The 19,243-nt window shown below is 70.9% G+C and carries 22 protein-coding genes; 7 read left to right on the forward strand and 15 right to left on the reverse strand.

Annotated elements, in window-relative coordinates; translation table 11 throughout:
• Positions 1-57 precede the first annotated feature (57 nt).
• Positions 58-1,542, reverse strand: coding sequence for a hypothetical protein (locus tag IE185_RS00575; protein ID WP_189714386.1), 1,485 nt, complete (start codon positions 1,540-1,542; stop codon positions 58-60).
• Positions 1,543-1,734: 192 nt separating this feature from the next.
• Here IE185_RS00575 and IE185_RS00580 point away from each other — a divergent pair, with 192 nt between their 5' ends.
• Positions 1,735-3,582 (forward strand): DUF8508 domain-containing protein, encoded by a 1,848-nt coding sequence (locus tag IE185_RS00580; protein WP_189714387.1) that lies wholly within the window; start codon positions 1,735-1,737, stop codon positions 3,580-3,582.
• 12 nt (positions 3,583-3,594) lie between these two features.
• Here IE185_RS00580 and IE185_RS00585 read toward each other — a convergent pair whose 3' ends face one another.
• A complete protein-coding gene (locus IE185_RS00585; protein WP_138898445.1) occupies positions 3,595-4,311 on the reverse strand; it encodes an antibiotic biosynthesis monooxygenase in 717 nt (238 codons plus the stop codon).
• Positions 4,312-4,413: 102 nt separating this feature from the next.
• On the opposite strand from IE185_RS00585, the gene IE185_RS00590 reads away from it, so the two are divergent.
• Positions 4,414-4,863 (forward strand): GNAT family N-acetyltransferase, encoded by a 450-nt coding sequence (locus IE185_RS00590; protein WP_138908982.1) that lies wholly within the window; start codon positions 4,414-4,416, stop codon positions 4,861-4,863.
• A gap of 42 nt (positions 4,864-4,905) precedes the next feature.
• Here the strand turns inward: IE185_RS00590 and IE185_RS33590 are convergent, their stop codons facing one another.
• On the reverse strand, positions 4,906-5,028 hold the full coding sequence (locus tag IE185_RS33590) for a hypothetical protein (protein WP_268245798.1): 123 nt from the start codon (positions 5,026-5,028) through the stop codon (positions 4,906-4,908).
• Between the two features lie 75 nt (positions 5,029-5,103).
• Between IE185_RS33590 and dapA the strand changes: the two genes are divergently transcribed.
• Positions 5,104-5,991 (forward strand): 4-hydroxy-tetrahydrodipicolinate synthase, encoded by an 888-nt coding sequence (gene dapA / locus IE185_RS00595; protein ID WP_170198397.1) that lies wholly within the window; start codon positions 5,104-5,106, stop codon positions 5,989-5,991.
• Positions 5,992-5,998: 7 nt separating this feature from the next.
• Here the strand turns inward: dapA and IE185_RS00600 are convergent, their stop codons facing one another.
• Positions 5,999-6,187: a hypothetical protein gene (locus IE185_RS00600; protein WP_138898379.1), complete on the reverse strand. Its 189-nt coding sequence runs from the start codon at positions 6,185-6,187 to the stop codon at positions 5,999-6,001.
• Positions 6,188-6,441: 254 nt separating this feature from the next.
• On the opposite strand from IE185_RS00600, the gene IE185_RS00605 reads away from it, so the two are divergent.
• Complete coding sequence (locus IE185_RS00605; RefSeq protein ID WP_138898375.1) at positions 6,442-7,137, forward strand: FadR/GntR family transcriptional regulator; 696 nt, start codon at positions 6,442-6,444, stop codon at positions 7,135-7,137.
• A 90-nt stretch (positions 7,138-7,227) separates the two neighbouring features.
• On the opposite strand, the gene dapD is transcribed toward IE185_RS00605, so the two are convergent.
• The 3 genes from dapD to IE185_RS00620 all read right to left on the reverse strand — a co-directional run bounded on the left by dapD (position 7,228) and on the right by IE185_RS00620 (position 9,261).
• Complete coding sequence (gene dapD, locus IE185_RS00610; protein WP_138898376.1) at positions 7,228-8,217, reverse strand: 2,3,4,5-tetrahydropyridine-2,6-dicarboxylate N-succinyltransferase; 990 nt, start codon at positions 8,215-8,217, stop codon at positions 7,228-7,230.
• A gap of 163 nt (positions 8,218-8,380) precedes the next feature.
• Positions 8,381-8,935 (reverse strand): TetR/AcrR family transcriptional regulator, encoded by a 555-nt coding sequence (locus tag IE185_RS00615; RefSeq protein ID WP_138898377.1) that lies wholly within the window; start codon positions 8,933-8,935, stop codon positions 8,381-8,383.
• A complete protein-coding gene (locus tag IE185_RS00620) occupies positions 8,935-9,261 on the reverse strand; it encodes a DMT family transporter (RefSeq protein WP_138898378.1) in 327 nt (108 codons plus the stop codon). Before IE185_RS00620 ends, IE185_RS00615 begins: the two co-directional genes overlap by 1 nt.
• A gap of 160 nt (positions 9,262-9,421) precedes the next feature.
• Between IE185_RS00620 and IE185_RS00625 the strand changes: the two genes are divergently transcribed.
• Positions 9,422-10,540: a DUF7847 domain-containing protein gene (locus IE185_RS00625; protein ID WP_229843293.1), complete on the forward strand. Its 1,119-nt coding sequence runs from the start codon at positions 9,422-9,424 to the stop codon at positions 10,538-10,540.
• A 117-nt stretch (positions 10,541-10,657) separates the two neighbouring features.
• Here the strand turns inward: IE185_RS00625 and IE185_RS00630 are convergent, their stop codons facing one another.
• From IE185_RS00630 to IE185_RS00665, 8 genes are read right to left on the reverse strand one after another with little or no spacing between them, the layout of a single operon-like run.
• Positions 10,658-11,011 carry a metal-sulfur cluster assembly factor gene (locus IE185_RS00630; RefSeq protein WP_138894752.1) on the reverse strand — a complete coding sequence of 118 codons (354 nt, stop codon included), beginning with the start codon at positions 11,009-11,011 and terminating at the stop codon, positions 10,658-10,660.
• Complete coding sequence (sufU, locus tag IE185_RS00635; protein ID WP_138894753.1) at positions 11,008-11,472, reverse strand: Fe-S cluster assembly sulfur transfer protein SufU; 465 nt, start codon at positions 11,470-11,472, stop codon at positions 11,008-11,010. Before sufU ends, IE185_RS00630 begins: the two co-directional genes overlap by 4 nt.
• Positions 11,473-11,484: 12 nt before the next feature.
• A complete protein-coding gene (locus IE185_RS00640; protein WP_138894754.1) occupies positions 11,485-12,741 on the reverse strand; it encodes a cysteine desulfurase in 1,257 nt (418 codons plus the stop codon).
• Positions 12,738-13,529, reverse strand: coding sequence for a Fe-S cluster assembly ATPase SufC (sufC, locus tag IE185_RS00645; RefSeq protein ID WP_138894755.1), 792 nt, complete (start codon positions 13,527-13,529; stop codon positions 12,738-12,740). The genes IE185_RS00640 and sufC overlap by 4 nt, the downstream gene beginning before the upstream one ends.
• A 7-nt stretch (positions 13,530-13,536) precedes the next feature.
• Positions 13,537-13,854, reverse strand: coding sequence for a bifunctional 3-phenylpropionate/cinnamic acid dioxygenase ferredoxin subunit (locus IE185_RS00650; protein ID WP_028813879.1), 318 nt, complete (start codon positions 13,852-13,854; stop codon positions 13,537-13,539).
• Positions 13,854-15,032, reverse strand: a complete 1,179-nt coding sequence (gene sufD, locus IE185_RS00655) for a Fe-S cluster assembly protein SufD (protein WP_138894756.1) — start codon at positions 15,030-15,032, stop codon at positions 13,854-13,856. Before sufD ends, IE185_RS00650 begins: the two co-directional genes overlap by 1 nt.
• Before the next feature lie 58 nt (positions 15,033-15,090).
• Complete coding sequence (sufB, locus tag IE185_RS00660; RefSeq protein WP_138894757.1) at positions 15,091-16,512, reverse strand: Fe-S cluster assembly protein SufB; 1,422 nt, start codon at positions 16,510-16,512, stop codon at positions 15,091-15,093.
• Positions 16,509-17,231, reverse strand: coding sequence for a helix-turn-helix transcriptional regulator (locus IE185_RS00665; RefSeq protein WP_373303672.1), 723 nt, complete (start codon positions 17,229-17,231; stop codon positions 16,509-16,511). The genes sufB and IE185_RS00665 overlap by 4 nt, the downstream gene beginning before the upstream one ends.
• 271 nt (positions 17,232-17,502) lie before the next feature.
• On the opposite strand from IE185_RS00665, the gene IE185_RS00670 reads away from it, so the two are divergent.
• Positions 17,503-18,438, forward strand: coding sequence for an ABC transporter ATP-binding protein (locus IE185_RS00670; protein WP_138894759.1), 936 nt, complete (start codon positions 17,503-17,505; stop codon positions 18,436-18,438).
• Positions 18,435-19,202 carry an ABC transporter permease gene (locus IE185_RS00675; RefSeq protein WP_138894760.1) on the forward strand — a complete coding sequence of 256 codons (768 nt, stop codon included), beginning with the start codon at positions 18,435-18,437 and terminating at the stop codon, positions 19,200-19,202. The genes IE185_RS00670 and IE185_RS00675 overlap by 4 nt, the downstream gene beginning before the upstream one ends.
• The last annotated feature ends 41 nt before the right edge of the window (positions 19,203-19,243 follow it).

Raw genomic sequence — 19,243 nt, forward strand, 5'->3', positions numbered from 1 at the left:
CCGTAAGGGCTCCCGCCCCACGTCCGCGCTCGCCCCCGCCCCGGCCGCCCCCAGTCCTCAGTTCCCCCCGCGCGACCGTGCCTTGAACGCCGCCTTGCGTGCTTCCTTCGCCGCCTTCTTGTCCGGGTGCAGCCGGCCCATCGCCTCCAGGACGTCCGCCGTGGCCGGGTGGTCCACGCGCCACGCCGCGTCGAAGAAGCCGCTGTGCCGGCCGGTCAGCCCCGCCACCAGGCCCTGGAGCTCGTCCGGTTCCCCGTCCGCGTCGAGCTGCGCGGCGATCGTGTCGATCGCGAGCCAGAAGATCATCGACTCGGGCGGCGCAGGCACGTCGGAGGCGCCGTGCTCGGCGAGCCAGACGCGGGCGAGGCCGCCCAGTTCCGCGTTGTCGAGCACCTCGCGCACCGCGTCCTCCGCCTCCGGCCCGACCAGCGACAGCGCCTGCTGGCTGCGCAGCCTGCGCAGCGGCGCGCCCCTGTCCGTACCGCGCGCTGCGGCGAGCAACTCCCGTGCGGCGGCGGCCGGTTCGCGCCGGGCGAGCCACAGCTGCGTCTCCGCTCCCGCCGACGCCTCGGGGAAGTACGCGATGCCGTCGAGCAGCGCCTCCGCGCCCTTGTCCGCGAGATCGCCGACCGCGGGCGCGTCGACGCCCGCTTCGAGCATCCGGGCCCTGACCCCGTACAGCCCGAGCGGGGTCAGCCCCACCATGCCGTACCGGGTCACGTCCTCGTCGTCGACGGGCGCCTCGGGCTCCGCGCCCTCCTCGGCCATCAGCGCCTCGTCGACCGGCTGGTAGGCGACGAGCCCGATCGGCTCCAGCACCCTGAACTGGTCGTCGAGCTGCATCATCGCGTCCGACACCTGCTCCAGTACGTCGTCGGTCGGCTCACCCATGTCGTCCGGGACGATCATGGACGCGGCGAGCGCGGGCAGCGGCACCGGACCCTCGGCGGCCCCGTCGGAGACGGTCAGCAGGTACAGGTTGCCGAGGACGCCCTCGAGGAACTCCGCCTCCGCCTCCGGGTCCCAGTCCAGCGCCTCCAGGTCGATCTGCCCGTCCTCGCCGATGGCGTCGGCGAGGTCGTCCAGTACGGGCGCGGTGGCGTCGGCGAACACGGCGTCGAAGGCGTCGAGCCAGATGGCGAGGACGTCCTGGGGGCTGCCGGAGGTGAGCAGCGCCAGGTTCTCACCGGCCGTGACGGTGCCGGCGGCCTCCGCCCCGCCCTCCAGGTCCTCGACGTCCTCGGCTTCCTCTGCGTCCTCGGCGGGGTCCGTCACCTCGACGAGCCCCGTGTCGACGGCCAGCCGCCACGCCTCGCTCGCCTCCGCCGCACCGTCCTCGTCGGCGGGGAGTCCGAGGTGCGCGGCGGCCTCGGGCAGTTGCTCGTCGGCGAGTTCACCGCCGGCGCCGACCCGCGTCGCCGGCCCCGCCCACCGGGCCAGCCGCGCGGCGCGCGCGAGCAGCGGCGAGGTGAGCGCCGCCCGCGCCAGCTCGGCGTCGGAGTGGAGCCGCACCGGCGGCAGGGTCGGGCGGTCACCGGACATCTGGGGATTCTCCTTGGCGCATACGGGTCGGGCGGCCCCCAGCGTAGACGTATTTGCCCCCATGCCGCCGGGTTCATGTACCCGTCAGGATCCGTACACCCGGCGACCCTTGACAACCCCCTGTCGTACACAAGAGATTGACGCGCGTAGAACCCTGCTCCACCCCTCATCCATCGCACTCGGAGCCACGAGATGACTTCCCGTTCCTCCCTCCCCGGATCCGCCGCCGTCGCGGCCGTCGCAGCCGCCGCACTGGCCGGCGGGCTGCTGGTGAGCTCGGCCTCCGCCTCTCCCGCGGCCGCCTCGGCCGCGGAGACCCGGATCCACGACATCCAGGGCACCACCCGCATATCCCCGCTCGTGGGGCAGCAGGTCACCGACGTGTCCGGCATCGTCACCGGTGTCCGGACGTACGGCTCGAAGGGCTTCTGGTTCCAGGACCCCGAAGCCGACGCCGACGCCGCCACCAGCGAGGGAATCTTCGTCTTCACCGGCTCCGCGCCGACCGTCGCCGTCGGCGACGCGGTCAAGGTGTCCGGCACGGTCGGCGAGTACATCCCCGGCGGCGCCGCCTCCGGCAACCAGTCGCTCACCCAGATCGCCAAGCCGGCCGTGACCGTGGTCTCCTCGGGCAACCCGCTGCCCGCGCCGGTCACCGTCTCGGCGAAGTCCGTCCCTTCCGCGTACGCCTCCGAGGGCGACCCGGCGGCGGGCGGCAGCATCAACGCGCTCCCGCTGAAGCCGCGCGCGTACGCCCTCGACTACTACGAGTCGCTGGAGGGCAGCAACATCCGCATCGGCTCGTCGCGCGTGGTCGGCGCGACCGACCCGTACGCGGAGCTGTGGGTCACGGTCAAGCCGCGCGAGAACGACAACCGGCGCGGCGGCGCGGTCTACGGCTCGTACACCGCGCAGAACACCGGCCGGCTCCAGATCCAGCAGCTCGCGCCGATCTCCCAGCAGCCGTTCCCGAAGGCGAACGTCGGCGACGTGCTCTCGGGTACGACCGAAGGCCCCCTGGACTTCAACCAGTTCGGCGGCTACACCCTGACGGCCCGCACGCTCGGCACGGTCACCGACCGGGGCCTGGAGCGCGAGTCGACCCGGCCGCAGCGCCGCGGCGAGCTGGCGGTGGCGACGTACAACGTCGAGAACCTGGACCCGAGCGACCCGCAGGACAAGTTCGACGCGCTGGCTTCGGCCGTCGTGGAGAACCTCGCCTCGCCCGACATCCTCGCCCTGGAGGAGATCCAGGACGACAACGGCGCGAAGAACGACGGCACGGTCTCCGCCGAGGAGACGCTGAAGAAGTTCACGACCGCGATCGCCGCGGCCGGCGGCCCGTCGTACGTCTGGCGCACGATCGACCCGGTCAACAACCAGGACGGCGGCGAGCCCGGCGGCAACATCCGCCAGGTCTTCCTCTACAACCCCGAGCGGGTCTCCTTCACCGAACGCGGCGCCGGCGACGCCACCACCGCGACGGGTGTCGTACGGGAGAAGGGCCGCGCGGCCCTGACCCACTCGCCCGGCCGGATCGACCCGGCGAACGCCGCCTGGGAGAACAGCCGCAAGCCGCTGGCGGGCGAGTTCGCCTTCCGCGGCCGTACGGTCTTCGTCATCGCGAACCACTTCGGCTCCAAGGGCGGCGACGAGGGTCTGCCGTCGCACCACCAGCCGCCGGTGCGCAAGTCGGAGGTCAAGCGGCTGGAGCAGGCGCAGTCGGTCAACGCCTTCGTCAAGGACATCCTGAAGGCGCAGCGCGACGCGGACGTGCTCGTCCTCGGCGACATCAACGACTTCGAGTTCTCGGCGACGACGAAGGCGCTGACGGCGGACGGCGCGCTCTACCCGGCGATCAAGGCCCTGCCCCGGTCGGAGCGTTACTCGTACGTCTTCCAGGGCAACAGCCAGGTCCTGGACCAGATCCTGACCAGCCCGTCGATCGGGAAGTTCAGCTACGACAGCGTCCACATCAACGCGGAGTTCGCCGAGCAGAACAGCGACCACGACCCGCAGGTCATCCGCTTCCGCCCGTAGTCCCGGGCCCCGTCACACGCCCGCGCTCAGGCTGAGCGCGGGCGTGTAGCGCGCCACCCCGCCGCCGGTCACGCCCGGGTAGCCGTGCACCTCGCGCCACTGCGGCGTGGGCGCGCCCACGCCTCCGGTGCCGCCCAGCGCCTCGATGTGCGCCTCGGCGCTCTCCCACTGGGCGTAGTTGAGCACCCGCGTCCCGTCCGTGCTGACGTGGAAGTGCCCGGCGATACCGCCGGGGTGCAGTCCGGGGTCCGTCGCGAGCGCCTCGAAGACGGTGTCCACCCAGTCCCGCTGCCGGGCCGGGTCGGGGCCGTCGAACTCGACGTCGACGATCACGACGCAGCCCGGCTCGCGCTCCGGCCCGCCGGGGGCGAGCACCGTGCTGCGGTAGAGCTCGTACGCGTGCAGCCCGACCCGCTCGATCCCGGGCACGGCGGCGTCGATCTCGGCGTTGCGGCCGTCCCTGGACGTACCGGAGAACTCCCGGTAGTCCTCCATGCTCCGCCACTGCGAGTAGTGCAGCAGGGTGTCGCCGTCCTCGCCGGTGTACACGCTGTACGAGAGCGGCCCGACGTCCGGCCACGGCCGGCTCCGCCACGCCCCGGCGACGGCCTCGACCGCGGCCTTCTGGCGCTCGGGCGTGCCGACCCGCCAGGTGCTGACCAGGACCACTCCGGCGTCCGGACGGCCCATCGTGGGAAGGGAGTCGACCTGCGTGCTGCGTACGGACATGGCGGCGTCTCCTCACTGGGCGCGCCGGTGCGGCGCGCTCCCGTGTCCACCATCCTGGAACCCCAAGCGCGGTTGAGGTCAACCGTGCCAGAATCCCCGGTCATGATCTTCCGTACCGCGACCCGCCACGACCTCCCCGCGATACTCGCCCTCCTCGCCGACGAGGAGAAGGTCGTCGACCCGGCGTCGGTCGTCGTCGACGCGGCGTACGAGCGGGCCTTCGAGGCGATCACCGGAGACAGCCGCAACGAGATGCTGGTGCTGACCGACGAGAGCGGGGCCACCGTGCTGGGCTGCCTGCAGGCGACGTACATCCCGGGCCTCGGCAAGCACGGCGCCGAGCGTGCCCTCATCGAGGCGGTACGGGTCAGGGCGGACCGGCGCGGTGCGGGGATCGGGCGGGAGCTGGTCGGGCGGGCCGTCGAGCGGGCCCGTGCACGTGGCTGCGCGCTGGTCCAGCTGACGAGCGACAAGCGGCGCACCGGGGCGCACCGCTTCTACGCGTCGCTCGGATTCGCGCGCAGCCACGACGGGTTCAAGCTCGCGCTCTGAGCCCGGTCGGAGCCGGTTTGGGCCGGTCGGGGCCGGTCGGGGTCAGCCGGTGGGAGCCACGCGCCAGGCGATCAGGGTGGGTTCGTCCGCCGCGCCCGCGACCTGCTCCTTCACCTGGTCCGCACCGTCGAGCCCGTCCGGCCGCGTTCGTGCGACCTGGTCCACTGTTCAGTAATGCTTGCCGCTCAACCGAAGAAAATCTAAGTGGACCTTCACCGTGGGGCCGCCCAGACTTCCCGTATGACCGCGTCAAGCCCTTTCGGCCGCGCCCTGTGCGCCATGATCACACCCTTCACCTCCGCCGGAGAACTGGACCTCAACGGGGCCCAGTCGCTCGCCGACCGCCTGGTGTCCGAGGGGGGCTGCGAGGGGCTCGTGCTGAACGGCACCACCGGTGAGTCCCCGACCACCACCGACGCCGAGAAGAGCGCGCTCGTACGGGCCGTCCGTGAGGCTGTGGGCGACCGGGCGGCTCTCCTGTCGGGCGTCGGCAGCGCCGACACCCGGCACACGGTCGAACTGGCGCGGGAGGCGGAACGGGCGGGCACGGACGGCCTGTTGGTGGTCACGCCGTACTACAGCCGGCCGCCGCAGGACGCCGTGGAGGCACACTTCCGGCGGGTCGCGGACGCGGTCGGCGTCCCGCTGATGCTGTACGACATCCCGGGCCGCACCGGCACCCGCATCGAGGTGGAGACGATGCTGCGCCTCGCCGGCCATCCCCGGATCACCGCCGTCAAGGACTGCGCGTACGATCTGCTGGGCAGCGCCACCGTCATGTCGAGGACGGATCTCGCCTACTACTCGGGCAGCGAGGAACTGAACCTGCCGCTCTACGCGTTGGGTGGCGCGGGCTGTGTCAGTACGGTCGCCAACTGCGCGCCCCGCGCGGTGCGGGCCGTCCTGGACGCGTACGACGCCGGTGACACGGCGGGAGCGGCGCTCGCCCACGGGCGCGCGGTGCCCCTGATCACGCTGATGATGGCGTCGGGCCTGCCGGGCACGGTCACCGCGAAGGGGCTGCTCGGCGCGCTCGGGCTGCCGTCCGGCCCGGTCCGGGAACCGCTGCGGCCCGCCGACCGCATGACGGTCGACGGGCTGCTGGCTGCCTACCAGGTCCTGATCTGATCCGTGGTCAGCCGGAGACGCCGATCCGGCCGAGGATCGCGGTGTGCTCCAGGACGTCCTCCAGCGGATCGTCGATCTGCCCCGTGGAGATCAGCATGACGCGGGGCGCGTTGTGCGCGTTGGTGTGCGTCTCGTCGGCGTGGGCCACGCCCGCGGACAGCCCCACCGCCATCAGAACCGCACCGCATCCGGTCATCCGTCGTGCCAGTGCCCGTACCTGCTGCGCCGTCATGCCGCTCCCTCGCCCTGAATCATCGTGCGATGTGCCGACCTGCTTATCCACCCTGCTTATCCACCCGAACGGCCCAGAGGTCACGCGACGTCATCCGTCAGAGTGCGATTCCCGGCGTCCGGTACGGCGCGCACGGCCGCGTCCGGCACCGGGCGGGGCACCATGGTGCCTACAGTGACCACACCGGCTCCTCAGACAACCTGAGAGGTGAGCGCCAGATGCCGCTCGGCACTCTTCGCCCGAGCCCGCTGGTCGAGCAGGCCGCCGAGAACCTGCGCGAGCAGATCTCGTGCGGCCACTGGCCGGTCGGCTCGAAGCTGCCCGGTGAGACGACGCTCGCCAAGACCCTGGGCGTGGGCCGCTCGACGGTCCGCGAGGCGCTGCGCGCCCTGGCGGGGGCGGGCCTGGTGCAGCCCCGGCAGGGCGCCGGCGTCTTCGTCATCGCCACCCGGCCGGAGGTCGACTGGCCCACGCGCCTGCGCCGGGCGGCGGTGGCCGACGTGTACGAGGTCAGGATGCTTCTGGAGGTCCAGGCCGCCCGCCTCGCGGCGCTCCGCAGAACCGACGAGGACCTGGCCGCGCTGCGCACCGCGCTGGACGCGCGCCGGGCGGCGGCCGGGGGCGACGACGCGGCTTTCGTCGACGCGGACATCGCCCTGCACACCGCCGTGGTGAGCGCCGCGCACAACCCCGTACTCACCGACCTCTTCGCGGAGTTCGCCCCGGCCCTGCGCCAGGCCCTGATCGACCTGCCGGACCTCCTGCCCCGGCGCACGGCAGACCCCGGCACCGGCGACGACAGCCACACCACCCTGGTCGACGCCATCACCGCCTGCGACCCGGACACGGCGGACCACACCCTGACGACGGAACTGACGGCGGTCCTGACCCGGCTGAAGCACTCGGAGAGCTGACGGTCGCCCGCGCACCGTCCACGGGGCTGTGCGGCACGGGCAGCGGCGGCCCGACGTGGTCAGGCCGCCGCATTGCGCCGGTGCGGACGGTCAGTTGTGGCTGTGCAGGATTTCGTTGAGGCCGCCCCAGACCGCGTTGTTCGGGCGGGCCTCGACGGTGCCGGTCACCGAGTTCCGGCGGAAGAGGATGTTGCTGGCGCCGGAGAGCTCGCGGGCCTTGACGATCTGGCCGTCGGGCATCGTGACCCGGGTGCCCGCCGTGACGTACAGGCCGGCCTCGACGACGCACTCGTCGCCCAGCGCGATGCCGACGCCCGCCTCGGCGCCGACCAGGCAGCGCTCGCCGATGACGATGCGGACGTTGCCGCCGCCGGAGAGGGTGCCCATGGTGGACGCGCCGCCGCCGATGTCGGAGCCGTCGCCGACGACGACGCCGGCCGAGATGCGGCCCTCGACCATGGAGGTGCCGAGCGTGCCGGCGTTGAAGTTGACGAAGCCCTCGTGCATCACCGTCGTGCCCTCGGCGAGGTGCGCGCCGAGGCGGACGCGGTCGGCGTCGGCGATGCGGACGCCCTTGGGCGCGACGTAGTCCGTCATGCGCGGGAACTTGTCGACCGAGGTCACCTGGAGGTGCAGCCCCTCGGCGCGGGCGTTCAGCCGTACGGTCTCCAGCTGGTCGACGGCGACCGGGCCGAGCGACGTCCAGGCGACGTTGGCGAGGAGGCCGAAGACGCCGTCCAGGTTCTGGCCGTGCGGCTGGACCAGCCGGTGCGAGAGCAGGTGCAGGCGCAGGTACGCGTCGTGGGCGTCCAGCGGCTTGTCGTCGAGCGAGGCGATGACCGTACGGACGGCGACGACCTCGACGCCGCGCCGGGCGTCGGGGCCGAGGGCCTTCGGCGCGGAGGCGCCGAGCAGCTCGGCGGCGCGCTCTGCGGTGAGGCGCTCGGTGCCGGCGGGACCGGGCTCGGCGACGAGCTCGGGGGCGGGGAACCAGGTGTCCAGGACGGTGCCGTCAGCGGCGAGGGTGGCGAGGCCGGCGGCGACGGCGCCGGTGGTGCGAGTAGCAGTCGTATCGGTCATGCCCGAACGCTAACCGGCTCCGGCGTGTCGAGGCGAACCGGTCCCGGATGCCGGGCGCCCGCGCCCGGCACACCGCCCCGGACCGGGGGCCGTCAGCCGCCGGATCGTGTGCGCCCGTCCGGCGGCAGCGGCGCGCCGGCCGCCGTCCGGTCGTGGCCCGGGGTCACCCGGTGGGCGGCCGCCGGCCGATGACGCGGGCGAGCATCTCGCGCGCGTACGCCGCGTCGTACGCCGCGCCGGTCAGCAGGACCTGGAGGCAGATCCCGTCCATCAGCGCGACCAGCGCCCGCGCCGTGACCGGATCGGTGCGCCGCGCCAGCTGGTCGGCCATGCCCGTGCACCACTCGGCGGCGACCGGGCGCAGGGCCGGCCTGCGCAGCGCGGCCAGGTAGAGCTCGTACTCCAGCTCCACCCCCGTACGGTCCCCCGACAGCCACTCCCCCAGGACCTTGGCCAGTTCGTCCGCCAGGTCGGCCCGCGGGTCCTCGAAGGCGCCGCGTGCGGCCACCGCCTTCGCGAACCCCTCGTTGGTCTGCCGCAGCGCGGCGACCATCAGCTCGTCGAGCGTCCTGAAGTGGTACGTCGTCGAGCCGAGCGGTACGTCCGCCTCGGCCGCGGCCGACCGGTGGCTCAGTCCGGCGATGCCCTTGCGCCCCACGACGCGTATCGCGGCGTCGATGATGCGCTGCCGGCGCTCGGGGTCGTACCGGCGGGCCATCAGTGCGCGCCACCGAGGTTGAGCAGGACCACGCCGACGATGACCAGTCCGATCCCGGCCAGTTTGGCGGCGTTCGCCGACTCCCCGAGGAAGAAGATGCCGATCGCGGCGACGGCGGCGGTGCCGGCGCCCGCCCAGATCGCGTAGGCGGTGCCGACCGACATGGACTTGAGGGTCTGGGCGAGCAGGGTGAAGGCGAGCAGATAGCCGGCGGCCGTGCCGAGCGAGGGCCACAGCTTGGTGAATCCGTCGCTGTACTTCATGGCCGTGGTCCCGGCCACCTCCGCCGCGATGGCCGCGGCCAGCAGTACGTAGGGCGTGGGCATGTGTACGAGAGTACACATGCTTGTGTACGGCCGTACACAACGCCGCGCCGCCGGTGCGCCTCCCCCTCACGCGCGCGTGCCCGCAAACCGCGTTCTGTCGGGCGACAGCCACCCGATACGGTGTACCGCCCGGTCAGGGCCTGAACGCAACGGAGTGAAAGTGGCGCACGATTCGGGCTGGAACGGCCCCCACGGCGGCGGACCGCACCCAGGACCCCCGCAACCACCGCAACCCCCGCCGCCGCCCGGCTGGGGCGGCGGCTGGATGCCGCCCCCTCCCCCGCCCAAGCCCGGCGTCATCCCGCTGGCGCCGCTCTCACTCGGGGACCTCCTCGGCGGTTCGATGACGACGGTGGGCCGGTACTGGAAGCAACTGCTGGGCATAGCCGTGCTCATGTACGGCGGCGCGCTCCTGGTGACGCTCGCGGCCCTGGCGGTCGCCTACTCCGCGACCAGCGACACCCTGGACAGGGCCATCGAGAGCGACGCGTACGACGACTCGTTCGGCGCCGGCGACGCGGTTCCCCTGATCGTCGCGTTCGTCGTGGTGGGCCTCGTCGCCCTCCTGGCCATGGTGGTCGCCAACGCGGCCATCATGGCCGCCTGCCCCGCCGTCCTCCAGGACGCGGTGCTCGGCCGCCGTACGACCCTCGGCGCGGTGTGGCGGCGCGCCTGGGCCCGGGTGCCCGCCGTGATCGGCGCGATGCTGCTGCCCTGGCTCGTCGCGATCCTGATCATGGGCATCTTCATGGGCAGCTACGTCCTGATGATCGTGTCGTTCGTGACGGACGAAGCGTCCGTGGCCTGGGCCGTGGGCGGTTTCGTCCTGATGCTGGCGTGCATACCCGTGGCGGTCTGGATGTGGGTGCTGTTCAGCCTGGCTCCGGCGGCCGTGGTCTTCGAGTCCCAGCGGCCCGTCGCCGCGCTGCGCCGCTCGGCCCGGCTGGTGAAGGGCTCGTGGTGGCGGATCTTCGGCATCAGCCTGCTGGCGTGGCTCATCGCCATGGTCGCGGGGTACATCGTGCAGTTCCCGCTCACCATCATCGGCATGATGACGAGCATGCCGGGCATGGCCGGGACGGGGTCGGACCCGAGCGTCGCCGAGGTGCTCGCCTCGATGGCCGGCTACCTGGTGTTCGTCATGCTCGGCAGCATCATCAGCCAGATCATCGCTACCACCTACCCTCAGGTGGTGACCGGCCTGCTGTACGTCGACCAGCGCATCCGCAAGGAGAACCTGGGCCCCGCCCTGGCCGAGGCGGCGGCCGCCCCGCACTGACACCCGGCGCGGCGAGCAGACCCCCGGGCACGCGAGACGGCGAGGGGCCCCCGGCACATTGCCGGGGGCCCCTCGCCGTACCTGCTTCTCGGATCTCCGGGAGACCCGCTGCCGGTCTCAGACGTTGAAGCCGAGCGCGCGCAGCTGCTCGCGGCCGTCGTCCGTGATCTTGTCCGGGCCCCACGGCGGCATCCAGACCCAGTTGATCTTCAGCTCGTTGACGATGCCCTCGGTCGCCGACTTCGCCTGGTCCTCGATGACGTCGGTCAGCGGGCAGGCCGCGGACGTCAGCGTCATGTCGAGCGTGGCGATGTTCGCGTCGTCGACGTGGATGCCGTAGATCAGGCCCAGGTTGACGACGTCGATGCCCAGCTCGGGGTCGACCACGTCGTACAGGGCCTCGCGGACCTCCTCCTCGGAGGCGGGCTTGGTCGTGACGCTCTCGGTCGGTGTCGCTGCGTTGTCGCTCATGCGGTCTTCCTCTCGGCGCCGTCGCCCAGTGCCTGGGCCGTCGCGTCCTTCCATGCCATCCAGCTGAGCAGGGCACACTTCACCCGAGCCGGGTACTTCGAGACACCGGCGAACGCGACCGCGTCCTCCAGTACCTCCTCCATCGCGTCGTCCGGCTCGATCTGTCCCTTGGACTGCATCAGCTCCAGGAAGGTCGCCTGGATCTTCTGCGCATCGGCCAGCTCCTTGCCGACCAGCAGATCGTTCAGCACGGAGGCGCTGGCCTGGCTGATGGAACAGCCCTGGCCCTCGTACGAGACGTCGGCGACGGTCGCGCCGTCGTACTTCACGCGGAGCGTGATCTCGTCGCCGCACGTCGGGTTGACGTGGTGCACCTCGGCGTCGCCGTCCCGCAAGCCCCGCCCGTGCGGGTGCTTGTAGTGATCCAGGATGACTTCCTGGTACATCGAATCAAGCTTCACGATCCCCAGCCCTTAACCGAAGAAGTTCCGGACGTGCTCCAGGCCCTCGACCAGTGCGTCGACCTCGGCCGGTGTGGAGTACAGATAGAACGACGCTCGCGTGGTCGCAGGAATTCCGTACCGCAGGCAGACGGGCCGCGCGCAGTGGTGTCCGACCCGGACGGCGATGCCCAGCTCGTCGAGGACCTGGCCCACGTCGTGCGGGTGGATGTCACCGAGCGTGAAGGAGATCGTCGCGCCGCGGTCCTCGGCCGTCGTCGGGCCGATGATCCGCAGGCCCTCGACCTCCGAGAGGCGCTTGATCGCGTACTCGGTGATCGCGTGCTCGTGGGCGGCGATCTTGTCCATGCCGATCGCGGTGAGGTAGTCCACGGCCGCGCCGAGGCCGACGGCCTGGGCGATCGGGGGCGTACCGGCCTCGAACTTGTGCGGAGCGGGAGCGTACGTCGACGAGCTCATCGACACGGTCTCGATCATCTCGCCGCCGCCCAGGAACGGCGGGAGGTCCTCCAGCAGCTCCTGGCGTCCCCACAGCACACCGATGCCGGTCGGGCCGACCATCTTGTGTCCGGTGAAGGCCACGAAGTCGGCCTGGAGCGCCTGTACGTCGAGGGGCATGTGCGGCGCCGCCTGCGAGGCGTCGATGCACACGAGCGCACCGACCTCCTGCGCCCGGCGGATGATCGTGTCGACCGGGTTGATCGTGCCCATGATGTTCGAGACCAGCGTGAAGGAGACGATCTTCGTCTTCTCGGTGATGATCTCGTCGATGTCGGACAGGTCGAGACGGCCGTCGTCGGTGATGCCGAACCACTTCAGCTTCGCGCCGGTGCGCTGCGAGAGCAGCTGCCACGGGACGATGTTGGAGTGGTGCTCCATCTCCGTGATGACGATCTCGGTCTCGGCGTCCACGCGGTAGGGCTCGTCGGCCCAGCCCAGCATGTTCGCCACGAGGTTGAGCGACTCGGAGGCGTTCTTCGTGAAGATGACCTCGTCGCGGCTCGGCGCGTTGATGAAGGCGGCGACCTTGTCGCGGGCGCCCTCGTACAGCGCCGTGGCCTCCTCGGCGAGCACGTGAACGCCGCGGTGGACGTTGGCGTTGCTCCGCTCGTAGTACGCGTTCAGCGCGTCGAGGACCTGGCGCGGCTTCTGCGAAGTCGCCGCGTTGTCCAGGTAAACGATCTTCTTGCCGTCGTGGATCGTGCGATCCAGGATCGGGAAGTCCTTGCGGATCGCCTCGGTGTCGAGAAGGCCCGGCAGCTGTGTCACGCGACGTCCTCCTCTGAGTTCGCTCCGCTCACGGGGCCACCCTTCGTGTACTCCTCGTAGCCCTCGGCCTCGAGCTTGTCGGCGAGCTCCGGGCCGCCGGACGCGACGATCCTGCCCTTGGCGAAGACGTGCACGAAGTCCGGCTTGATGTAGCGCAGGATGCGCGTGTAGTGCGTGATCAGCAGCGTGCCGACCTCACCGGTCGCGTGGACGCGGTTGACGCCCTCGGAGACCTGGCGCAGGGCGTCGACGTCGAGGCCGGAGTCGGTCTCGTCGAGGATCGCGATCTTCGGCTTCAGGAGCTCCAGCTGGAGGATCTCGTGGCGCTTCTTCTCACCGCCGGAGAAGCCCTCGTTGACGTTGCGCTCGGCGAAGGCCGGGTCCATCTGGAGCTGCTCCATCGCGGACTTGACCTCCTTCACCCAGGTGCGCAGCTTGGGGGCCTCGCCGCGGATCGCCGTAGCCGACGTACGCAGGAAGTTGGAGACCGATACGCCGGGGACCTCGACCGGGTACTGCATGGCGAGGAACATGCCGGCGCGGGCACGCTCGTCGACGGACATCTCCAGGACGTCCTCGCCGTCGAGGGTGACGGTGCCACTGGTGATCGTGTACTTCGGGTGACCGGCGATCGAGTACGCGAGGGTGGACTTGCCGGAGCCGTTGGGGCCCATGATGGCGTGGGTCTCGCCCTGCTTCACGGTCAGGTCGACGCCCTTGAGGATCTCCTTGGTGGAGTTGTCGGCCTCGACGGAAACGTGCAGGTCGCGGATTTCAAGCGTTGCCATGGGTGTCTCAGGACTCCTGTGTGACGGAGACGAGCACATCGTCCCCTTCGATCTTGACGGGGTATACGGGGACGGGGCGCGTCGCGGGAAGGCCGGAGGGCTTGCCGGTGCGGAGGTCGAAGCTCGATCCGTGCAGCCAGCACTCGATCATGCAGTCCTCCACCTCGCCCTCCGAGAGGGAGACGTTCGCGTGCGAGCAGATGTCGTTGATCGCGTACACCTCGCCCTCGGTACGGACGACGGACACCGGTGTGCCGTCGAGCTCCACCCGTTTGGGGGTGTCGTCCTCCAGCTCACTCAGCGCACAGGCTTTGACGAAGGCCATCAGACGGACGCCTCCAGCTCCGCGTCGATCTTGGCGAGGAGGCGTTCCTCGACGTCGGGCAGACCGATCTGCTGGACGAGCTCCGCGAAGAAGCCGCGGACGACGAGGCGGCGGGCCTCACCGGCCGGAATACCGCGCGACATGAGGTAGAAGAGCTGCTCGTCGTCGAAGCGGCCGGTGGCCGAGGCGTGGCCGGCGCCGACGATCTCGCCGGTCTCGATCTCCAGGTTCGGCACGGAGTCGACCCGCGCGCCGTCCGTGAGGACGAGGTTGCGGTTCAGCTCGTACGTGTCCGTGCCCTCGGCGGCGGCCTGGATCAGCACGTCGCCGATCCACACGGCGTGCGCGCCGTCGCCCTGGAGCGCGCCCTTGTAGGCGACGTTCGACTTGCAGTGCGGGGTGTTGTGGTCGACCAGGAGGCGGTGCTCCTGGTGCTGGCCCGCGTCGGTGAAGTACAGGCCGAAGAGCTCGGCCTCGCCGCCGGTGCCGGCGTACTGCACCTGCGGGTTGAGACGTACGAGATCGCCCCCGAACGTCACCACGACCGACTTGAACGAGGCGTCGCGACCGATGCGCGCGTTGTGCTGCGAGACGTGCACGGCCGTGTCGTCCCAGTCCTGCACGGAGACGACGGTCAGCTTCGCGCCGTCGCCGACGACGAAGTCGACGTTGGCGGCGAGCACGGCGTCACCGGTGTGGTCGATGACGACGACAGCCTCGGCGAAGGCGCCCAGCTCGACGACCTGGTGGCCGTAGGCCGTGCCGCCCTCGCCGTGGACGGCGATGCGGATGGGCTCCGTGAGGACGGCTTCCTTGGGCACCGAGACGACCGAGGCCTTCTCGAAGGAGCTGTACGCCTGGGCGGCGACCCGGTCCACCGGCGTGCCGGCCTTTCCGAGCCGCGCGTCCGTGCGGTCCACCGTCTCGACGGTGACGCCCTCGGGGGCGGTCACCTCGACGGTGAGGACGCCGCCGGCCTCGGCGGTGCCGTCGTGCAGCCCGCGCAGGCGCTCCAGCGGCGTGAACCGCCACTCCTCCTCGCGGCCGTGCGGCACGGGGAAGTCCGCCACGTCGAAGGACGGCGGGGCGCTCATGCGCGTGGCGACGGTGGAGTCGGCGGCCACCGCGATCGTGCCGGCGGTGGTGGAACCCACCGGGATGTTCTGAGCCTCAGCCATGGCTGTCGTAGTGCTCTCTCTCTGGGTCGAAAGTCAGTCGCTGCGGGGGTACGGGGCCTTAGCCGACCGAACCCTCCATCTGCAGCTCGATCAGCCGGTTGAGCTCCAGCGCGTACTCCATCGGCAGCTCCTTGGCGATCGGCTCGACGAAGCCGCGGACGATCATCGCCATGGCCTCGAACTCGGTCATGCCGCGGCTCATCAGGTAGAAGAGCTGGTCATCGGAGACCTTGGAGACGGTCGCCTCGTGGCCCATGGACACGTCGTCCTCGCGCACGTCCACGTACGGGTACGTGTCGGAGCGGGAGATCGTGTCGACGAGCAGCGCGTCGCACAGGACGTTGGACTTCGAGCCCGGTGCGCCCTCGCCGATCTCGACGAGACCGCGGTAGGAGGTGCGGCCGCCGCCTCGCGCCACCGACTTGGAGACGATGTTGGAGGAGGTGTTCGGCGCCATGTGGACCATCTTGGAGCCGGCGTCCTGGTGCTGGCCCTCGCCCGCGAAGGCGATCGACAGGGTCTCGCCCTTGGCGTGCTCGCCCATCAGGTAGACGGCCGGGTACTTCATCGTCACCTTGGAGCCGATGTTGCCGTCGACCCACTCCATGGTCGCGCCCTCGTACGCCACGGCGCGCTTGGTGACCAGGTTGTAGACGTTGTTCGACCAGTTCTGGATGGTCGTGTAGCGGCAGCGGCCGCCCTTCTTGACGATGATCTCCACGACGGCGCTGTGCAGCGAGTCGGAGGAGTAGATCGGGGCGGTGCAGCCCTCGACGTAGTGGACGTACGCGTCCTCGTCGACGATGATCAGCGTCCGCTCGAACTGGCCCATGTTCTCCGTGTTGATGCGGAAGTAGGCCTGGAGCGGGATGTCGACGCGCACACCCTTGGGTACGTAGATGAACGAGCCGCCGGACCACACGGCCGAGTTCAGCGAGGCGAACTTGTTGTCGCCGACCGGGATGACCGTGCCGAAGTACTCCTGGAAGAGCTCCGGGTGCTGCTTCAGCGCGGTGTCGGTGTCGAGGAAGATGACGCCCTGCTCCTCCAGGTCCTCACGGATCTGGTGGTAGACGACCTCGGACTCGTACTGGGCCGCGACACCGGCCACGAGGCGCTGCTTCTCCGCCTCGGGGATGCCGAGCTTGTCGTACGTGTTCTTGATGTCCTCGGGCAGGTCCTCCCAGGACTCCGCCTGCTTCTCGGTGGAGCGCACGAAGTACTTGATGTTGTCGAAGTCGATGCCCGACAGGTCGGAGCCCCAGGTCGGCATGGGCTTCTTGCCGAACAGCTTGAGGCCCTTGAGCCGCAGCTTCAGCATCCACTCGGGCTCGTTCTTCTTCGCCGAGATGTCGCGTACGACGTCCTCGGAGAGACCGCGCTTGGCCGCGGCACCGGCCGCGTCGGAGTCGGCCCAGCCGAATTCGTACGTACCCAGGCCCTCGAGTTCGGGGTGGGCAGTCTCCGTGGGGAGAGTCATGCGGGGTTCCTCCCGGCCGTACTTGCAGATGCTGAATGGGTGTTCTTGGGGACAAACGTCGTGCATACGCCGTCGCCGTGGGCGATGGTCGCCAGCCGCTGCACATGGGTTCCGAGCAGTTCGGAGAAGAACTCGGTCTCCGCCTCGCACAGCTGCGGGTACTGCTCGGCGACGTGGGCGACCGGGCAGTGGTGCTGGCAGAGCTGCTCTCCGACCGGTGCGTTTCGCGCCGTGGCAGCGTACCCGTCGGCCGACAAGGCCCTGGCGAGCGCCTCGGTCCGGTCCTCGGGGGCGGCGGCCTCGACCGCCGCGCGGTACGCCCCGGCCTGGGCGGCGAACCGTGCGCGGGCGAACGCGGTGACGGCCGCCTCGCCCTTCTCGCCGCCACCGGCCGCCTGAGCGATCCAGTGCAGGGCGTCGGCGGCGAGCTGGTCGTAGGACTGGTCGAAGGCGTCCCGGCCGCAGTCGGTGAGCGCGAAGACCTTGGCGGGCCTGCCCCGGGTCCTGGTGCCGTACACGCGCTGCTCGCGTGGCTCGACGACGTTCTCGGCGACGAGCGAATCGAGGTGGCGGCGGACGGCGGCCTGGGTGAGCCCGAGGCGCTTCGCGAGATCGGCGGCGGTGGACGGGCCGTGGTCCAGGACGGACCGCGCGATCCGGTTGCGCGTCGAGCGCTCACCGGTCGCGAGCTCCTCCTGGGGAGGCTCAGTCGAACTCACACCGTATTTCACAACGCCATTGTTGCGTAATTCCCGAGGGGGTGACAACCCGCGTTCCGATCAAGCTCCGGTGGGCTGCATCACTTAGGTTTACCTAATCTGACCTGCGGAAATGATCAAACGAGCGCCTGCGGACACCCCCCGCCCGGCCCGGGACCGGCCACGGACAGAACGGACCTTCCGGTCACTACGACCGGGTTGACCAGGGGCTTTCCCGCCTTGACCGGAGCCCCCGGACACCACCCGCGGGGCCCTCTCTAGACTTCCCGACATGAGAAGCGAGACCGTCCAGGTCGCCGTCCAGATCGCAGGACTGGTCAAGCGGTACGGATCCAAGACCGCCGTCGACGGGCTCGACCTGGAGGTCCGCCCGGGCGTGGTCACCGCCGTGCTCGGCCCGAACGGGGCCGGCAAGACCACCACGATCGAGACGTGCGAGGGCTACCGCAGGCCGGACGCCGGGACCGTACGCGTCCTCGGCCTGGACCCGGTCGCCGACGCGGCCGAGCTGCGCCCCCGGATCGGCGTGATGCTCCAGTCGGGCGGCGTCTACTCGGGAGCCAGGGCCGACGAGATGCTGCGCCACGTGGCGAAGCTGCACGCCCACCCGCTGGACGTCGACGCGCTGATCGAGCGCCTCGGTCTCGGCAGCTGCGGCCGGACGACGTACCGGCGGCTCTCCGGCGGACAGCAGCAGCGGCTCGCGCTGGCGATGGCCGTGGTGGGCCGCCCCGAGCTGGTGTTCCTGGACGAGCCGACCGCCGGCCTCGACCCGCAGGCCCGCCGGTCCACCTGGGAGCTCGTACGCGAACTCCGCGCGGACGGTGTCGGCGTCGTCCTGACGACCCACTTCATGGACGAGGCCGAGCAGCTCGCGGACGACGTCGCCATCATCGACAACGGCAGGGTGATCGCGCAGGGCAGCCCCGAGGAGCTGTGCCGCGGCGGCGCCGAGAACACCCTGCGCTTCACCGGGCGCCCCGGTCTGGACCTCGCGTCCCTGCTCAAGGCGCTTCCGGTGGACACCCTGGCGGCCGAGCTGACGCCGGGGACGTACCGCATCACCGGCAAGGTCGACCCGCAGCTGCTGGCCACCGTCACCTCCTGGTGCGCGCAGCACGGCGTGATGCCGGACGGCATCTCCGTCGAGCGGCACTCCCTGGAGGACGTCTTTCTCGAGCTGACCGGTAAGGACCTCCGTTCATGAGCATCGGTACGTACAGCCCGCGTCCCGGGGCGGCCCCGCTGCCCCGGATGATCGCGGCGCAGACCGCCTTCGAGACGAAGATGCTGCTGCGCAACGGCGAGCAGCTGCTGCTCACGGTGATCATCCCGGCGCTGCTGCTGGTGCTGTTCTCCTCCGTCGACATCATCGACACCGGAGCCGGTCCGGCCGTGGACTTCCTGGCCCCCGGCGTCCTGGCGCTCGCCGTGATGTCGACGGCCTTCACCGGGCAGGCCATCGCGACGGGCTTCGAGCGCCGGTACGGCGTGCTGAAGCTGCTCGGCACCTCTCCGCTGCCCCGCTGGGCCCTGATGACGGCCAAGACCCTGTCCGTGCTCGTCACCGAGGTGCTGCAGGTCGCCTTGCTGACGGTGATCGCGTTCGGCCTCGGCTGGTCCCCGCACGGCAGCCCGTTCGCCGTGTTCCTCCTCCTGGTGCTCGGTACGGCGGCCTTCTCCGGCCTCGGCCTGCTGATGGCCGGCACGCTCAGGGCGGAGGCGACGCTGGCCGCCGCGAACCTCGTCTTCCTGCTGCTGCTCGTCGGCGGCGGCGTGATCGTGCCGCTCGACAAGTTCCCGGACGCGGTGCGCTCGGTCCTCGGGCTGCTGCCGATCTCGGCCCTGTCGGACGGCCTGCGGGACGTGCTCCAGCACGGCGCGGTGATCCCCTGGGGCGACCTCGGCGTCCTGGCCGCGTGGGCGGTGCTGGGCCTGGGCGCGGCCGCCCGTTTCTTCCGGTGGGAGTGAGACGGGTCGGGGACCGGCGCGGGGAGTGAGTTACGCCCCGT

This window comes from Streptomyces chryseus (assembly GCF_014650755.1).
GTDB lineage: Bacteria > Actinomycetota > Actinomycetes > Streptomycetales > Streptomycetaceae > Streptomyces > Streptomyces chryseus.

Coding starts and splice junctions, on each gene's coding strand:
- IE185_RS00575 (WP_189714386.1), bottom strand. CDS start 1,542: ATGTCCGGTGACCGCCCGACCCTGCCGCCGGTGCGGCTCCACTCCGAC.
- IE185_RS00580 (WP_189714387.1), top strand. CDS start 1,735: ATGACTTCCCGTTCCTCCCTCCCCGGATCCGCCGCCGTCGCGGCCGTC.
- IE185_RS00585 (WP_138898445.1), bottom strand. CDS start 4,311: ATGTCCGTACGCAGCACGCAGGTCGACTCCCTTCCCACGATGGGCCGT.
- IE185_RS00590 (WP_138908982.1), top strand. CDS start 4,414: ATGATCTTCCGTACCGCGACCCGCCACGACCTCCCCGCGATACTCGCC.
- dapA (WP_170198397.1), top strand. CDS start 5,104: ATGACCGCGTCAAGCCCTTTCGGCCGCGCCCTGTGCGCCATGATCACA.
- IE185_RS00600 (WP_138898379.1), bottom strand. CDS start 6,187: ATGACCGGATGCGGTGCGGTTCTGATGGCGGTGGGGCTGTCCGCGGGC.
- IE185_RS00605 (WP_138898375.1), top strand. CDS start 6,442: ATGCCGCTCGGCACTCTTCGCCCGAGCCCGCTGGTCGAGCAGGCCGCC.
- dapD (WP_138898376.1), bottom strand. CDS start 8,217: ATGACCGATACGACTGCTACTCGCACCACCGGCGCCGTCGCCGCCGGC.
- IE185_RS00615 (WP_138898377.1), bottom strand. CDS start 8,935: ATGGCCCGCCGGTACGACCCCGAGCGCCGGCAGCGCATCATCGACGCC.
- IE185_RS00620 (WP_138898378.1), bottom strand. CDS start 9,261: ATGCCCACGCCCTACGTACTGCTGGCCGCGGCCATCGCGGCGGAGGTG.
- IE185_RS00630 (WP_138894752.1), bottom strand. CDS start 11,011: ATGAGCGACAACGCAGCGACACCGACCGAGAGCGTCACGACCAAGCCC.
- sufC (WP_138894755.1), bottom strand. CDS start 13,529: ATGGCAACGCTTGAAATCCGCGACCTGCACGTTTCCGTCGAGGCCGAC.
- IE185_RS00650 (WP_028813879.1), bottom strand. CDS start 13,854: ATGGCCTTCGTCAAAGCCTGTGCGCTGAGTGAGCTGGAGGACGACACC.
- sufD (WP_138894756.1), bottom strand. CDS start 15,032: ATGGCTGAGGCTCAGAACATCCCGGTGGGTTCCACCACCGCCGGCACG.
- sufB (WP_138894757.1), bottom strand. CDS start 16,512: ATGACTCTCCCCACGGAGACTGCCCACCCCGAACTCGAGGGCCTGGGT.
- IE185_RS00670 (WP_138894759.1), top strand. CDS start 17,503: ATGAGAAGCGAGACCGTCCAGGTCGCCGTCCAGATCGCAGGACTGGTC.
- IE185_RS00675 (WP_138894760.1), top strand. CDS start 18,435: ATGAGCATCGGTACGTACAGCCCGCGTCCCGGGGCGGCCCCGCTGCCC.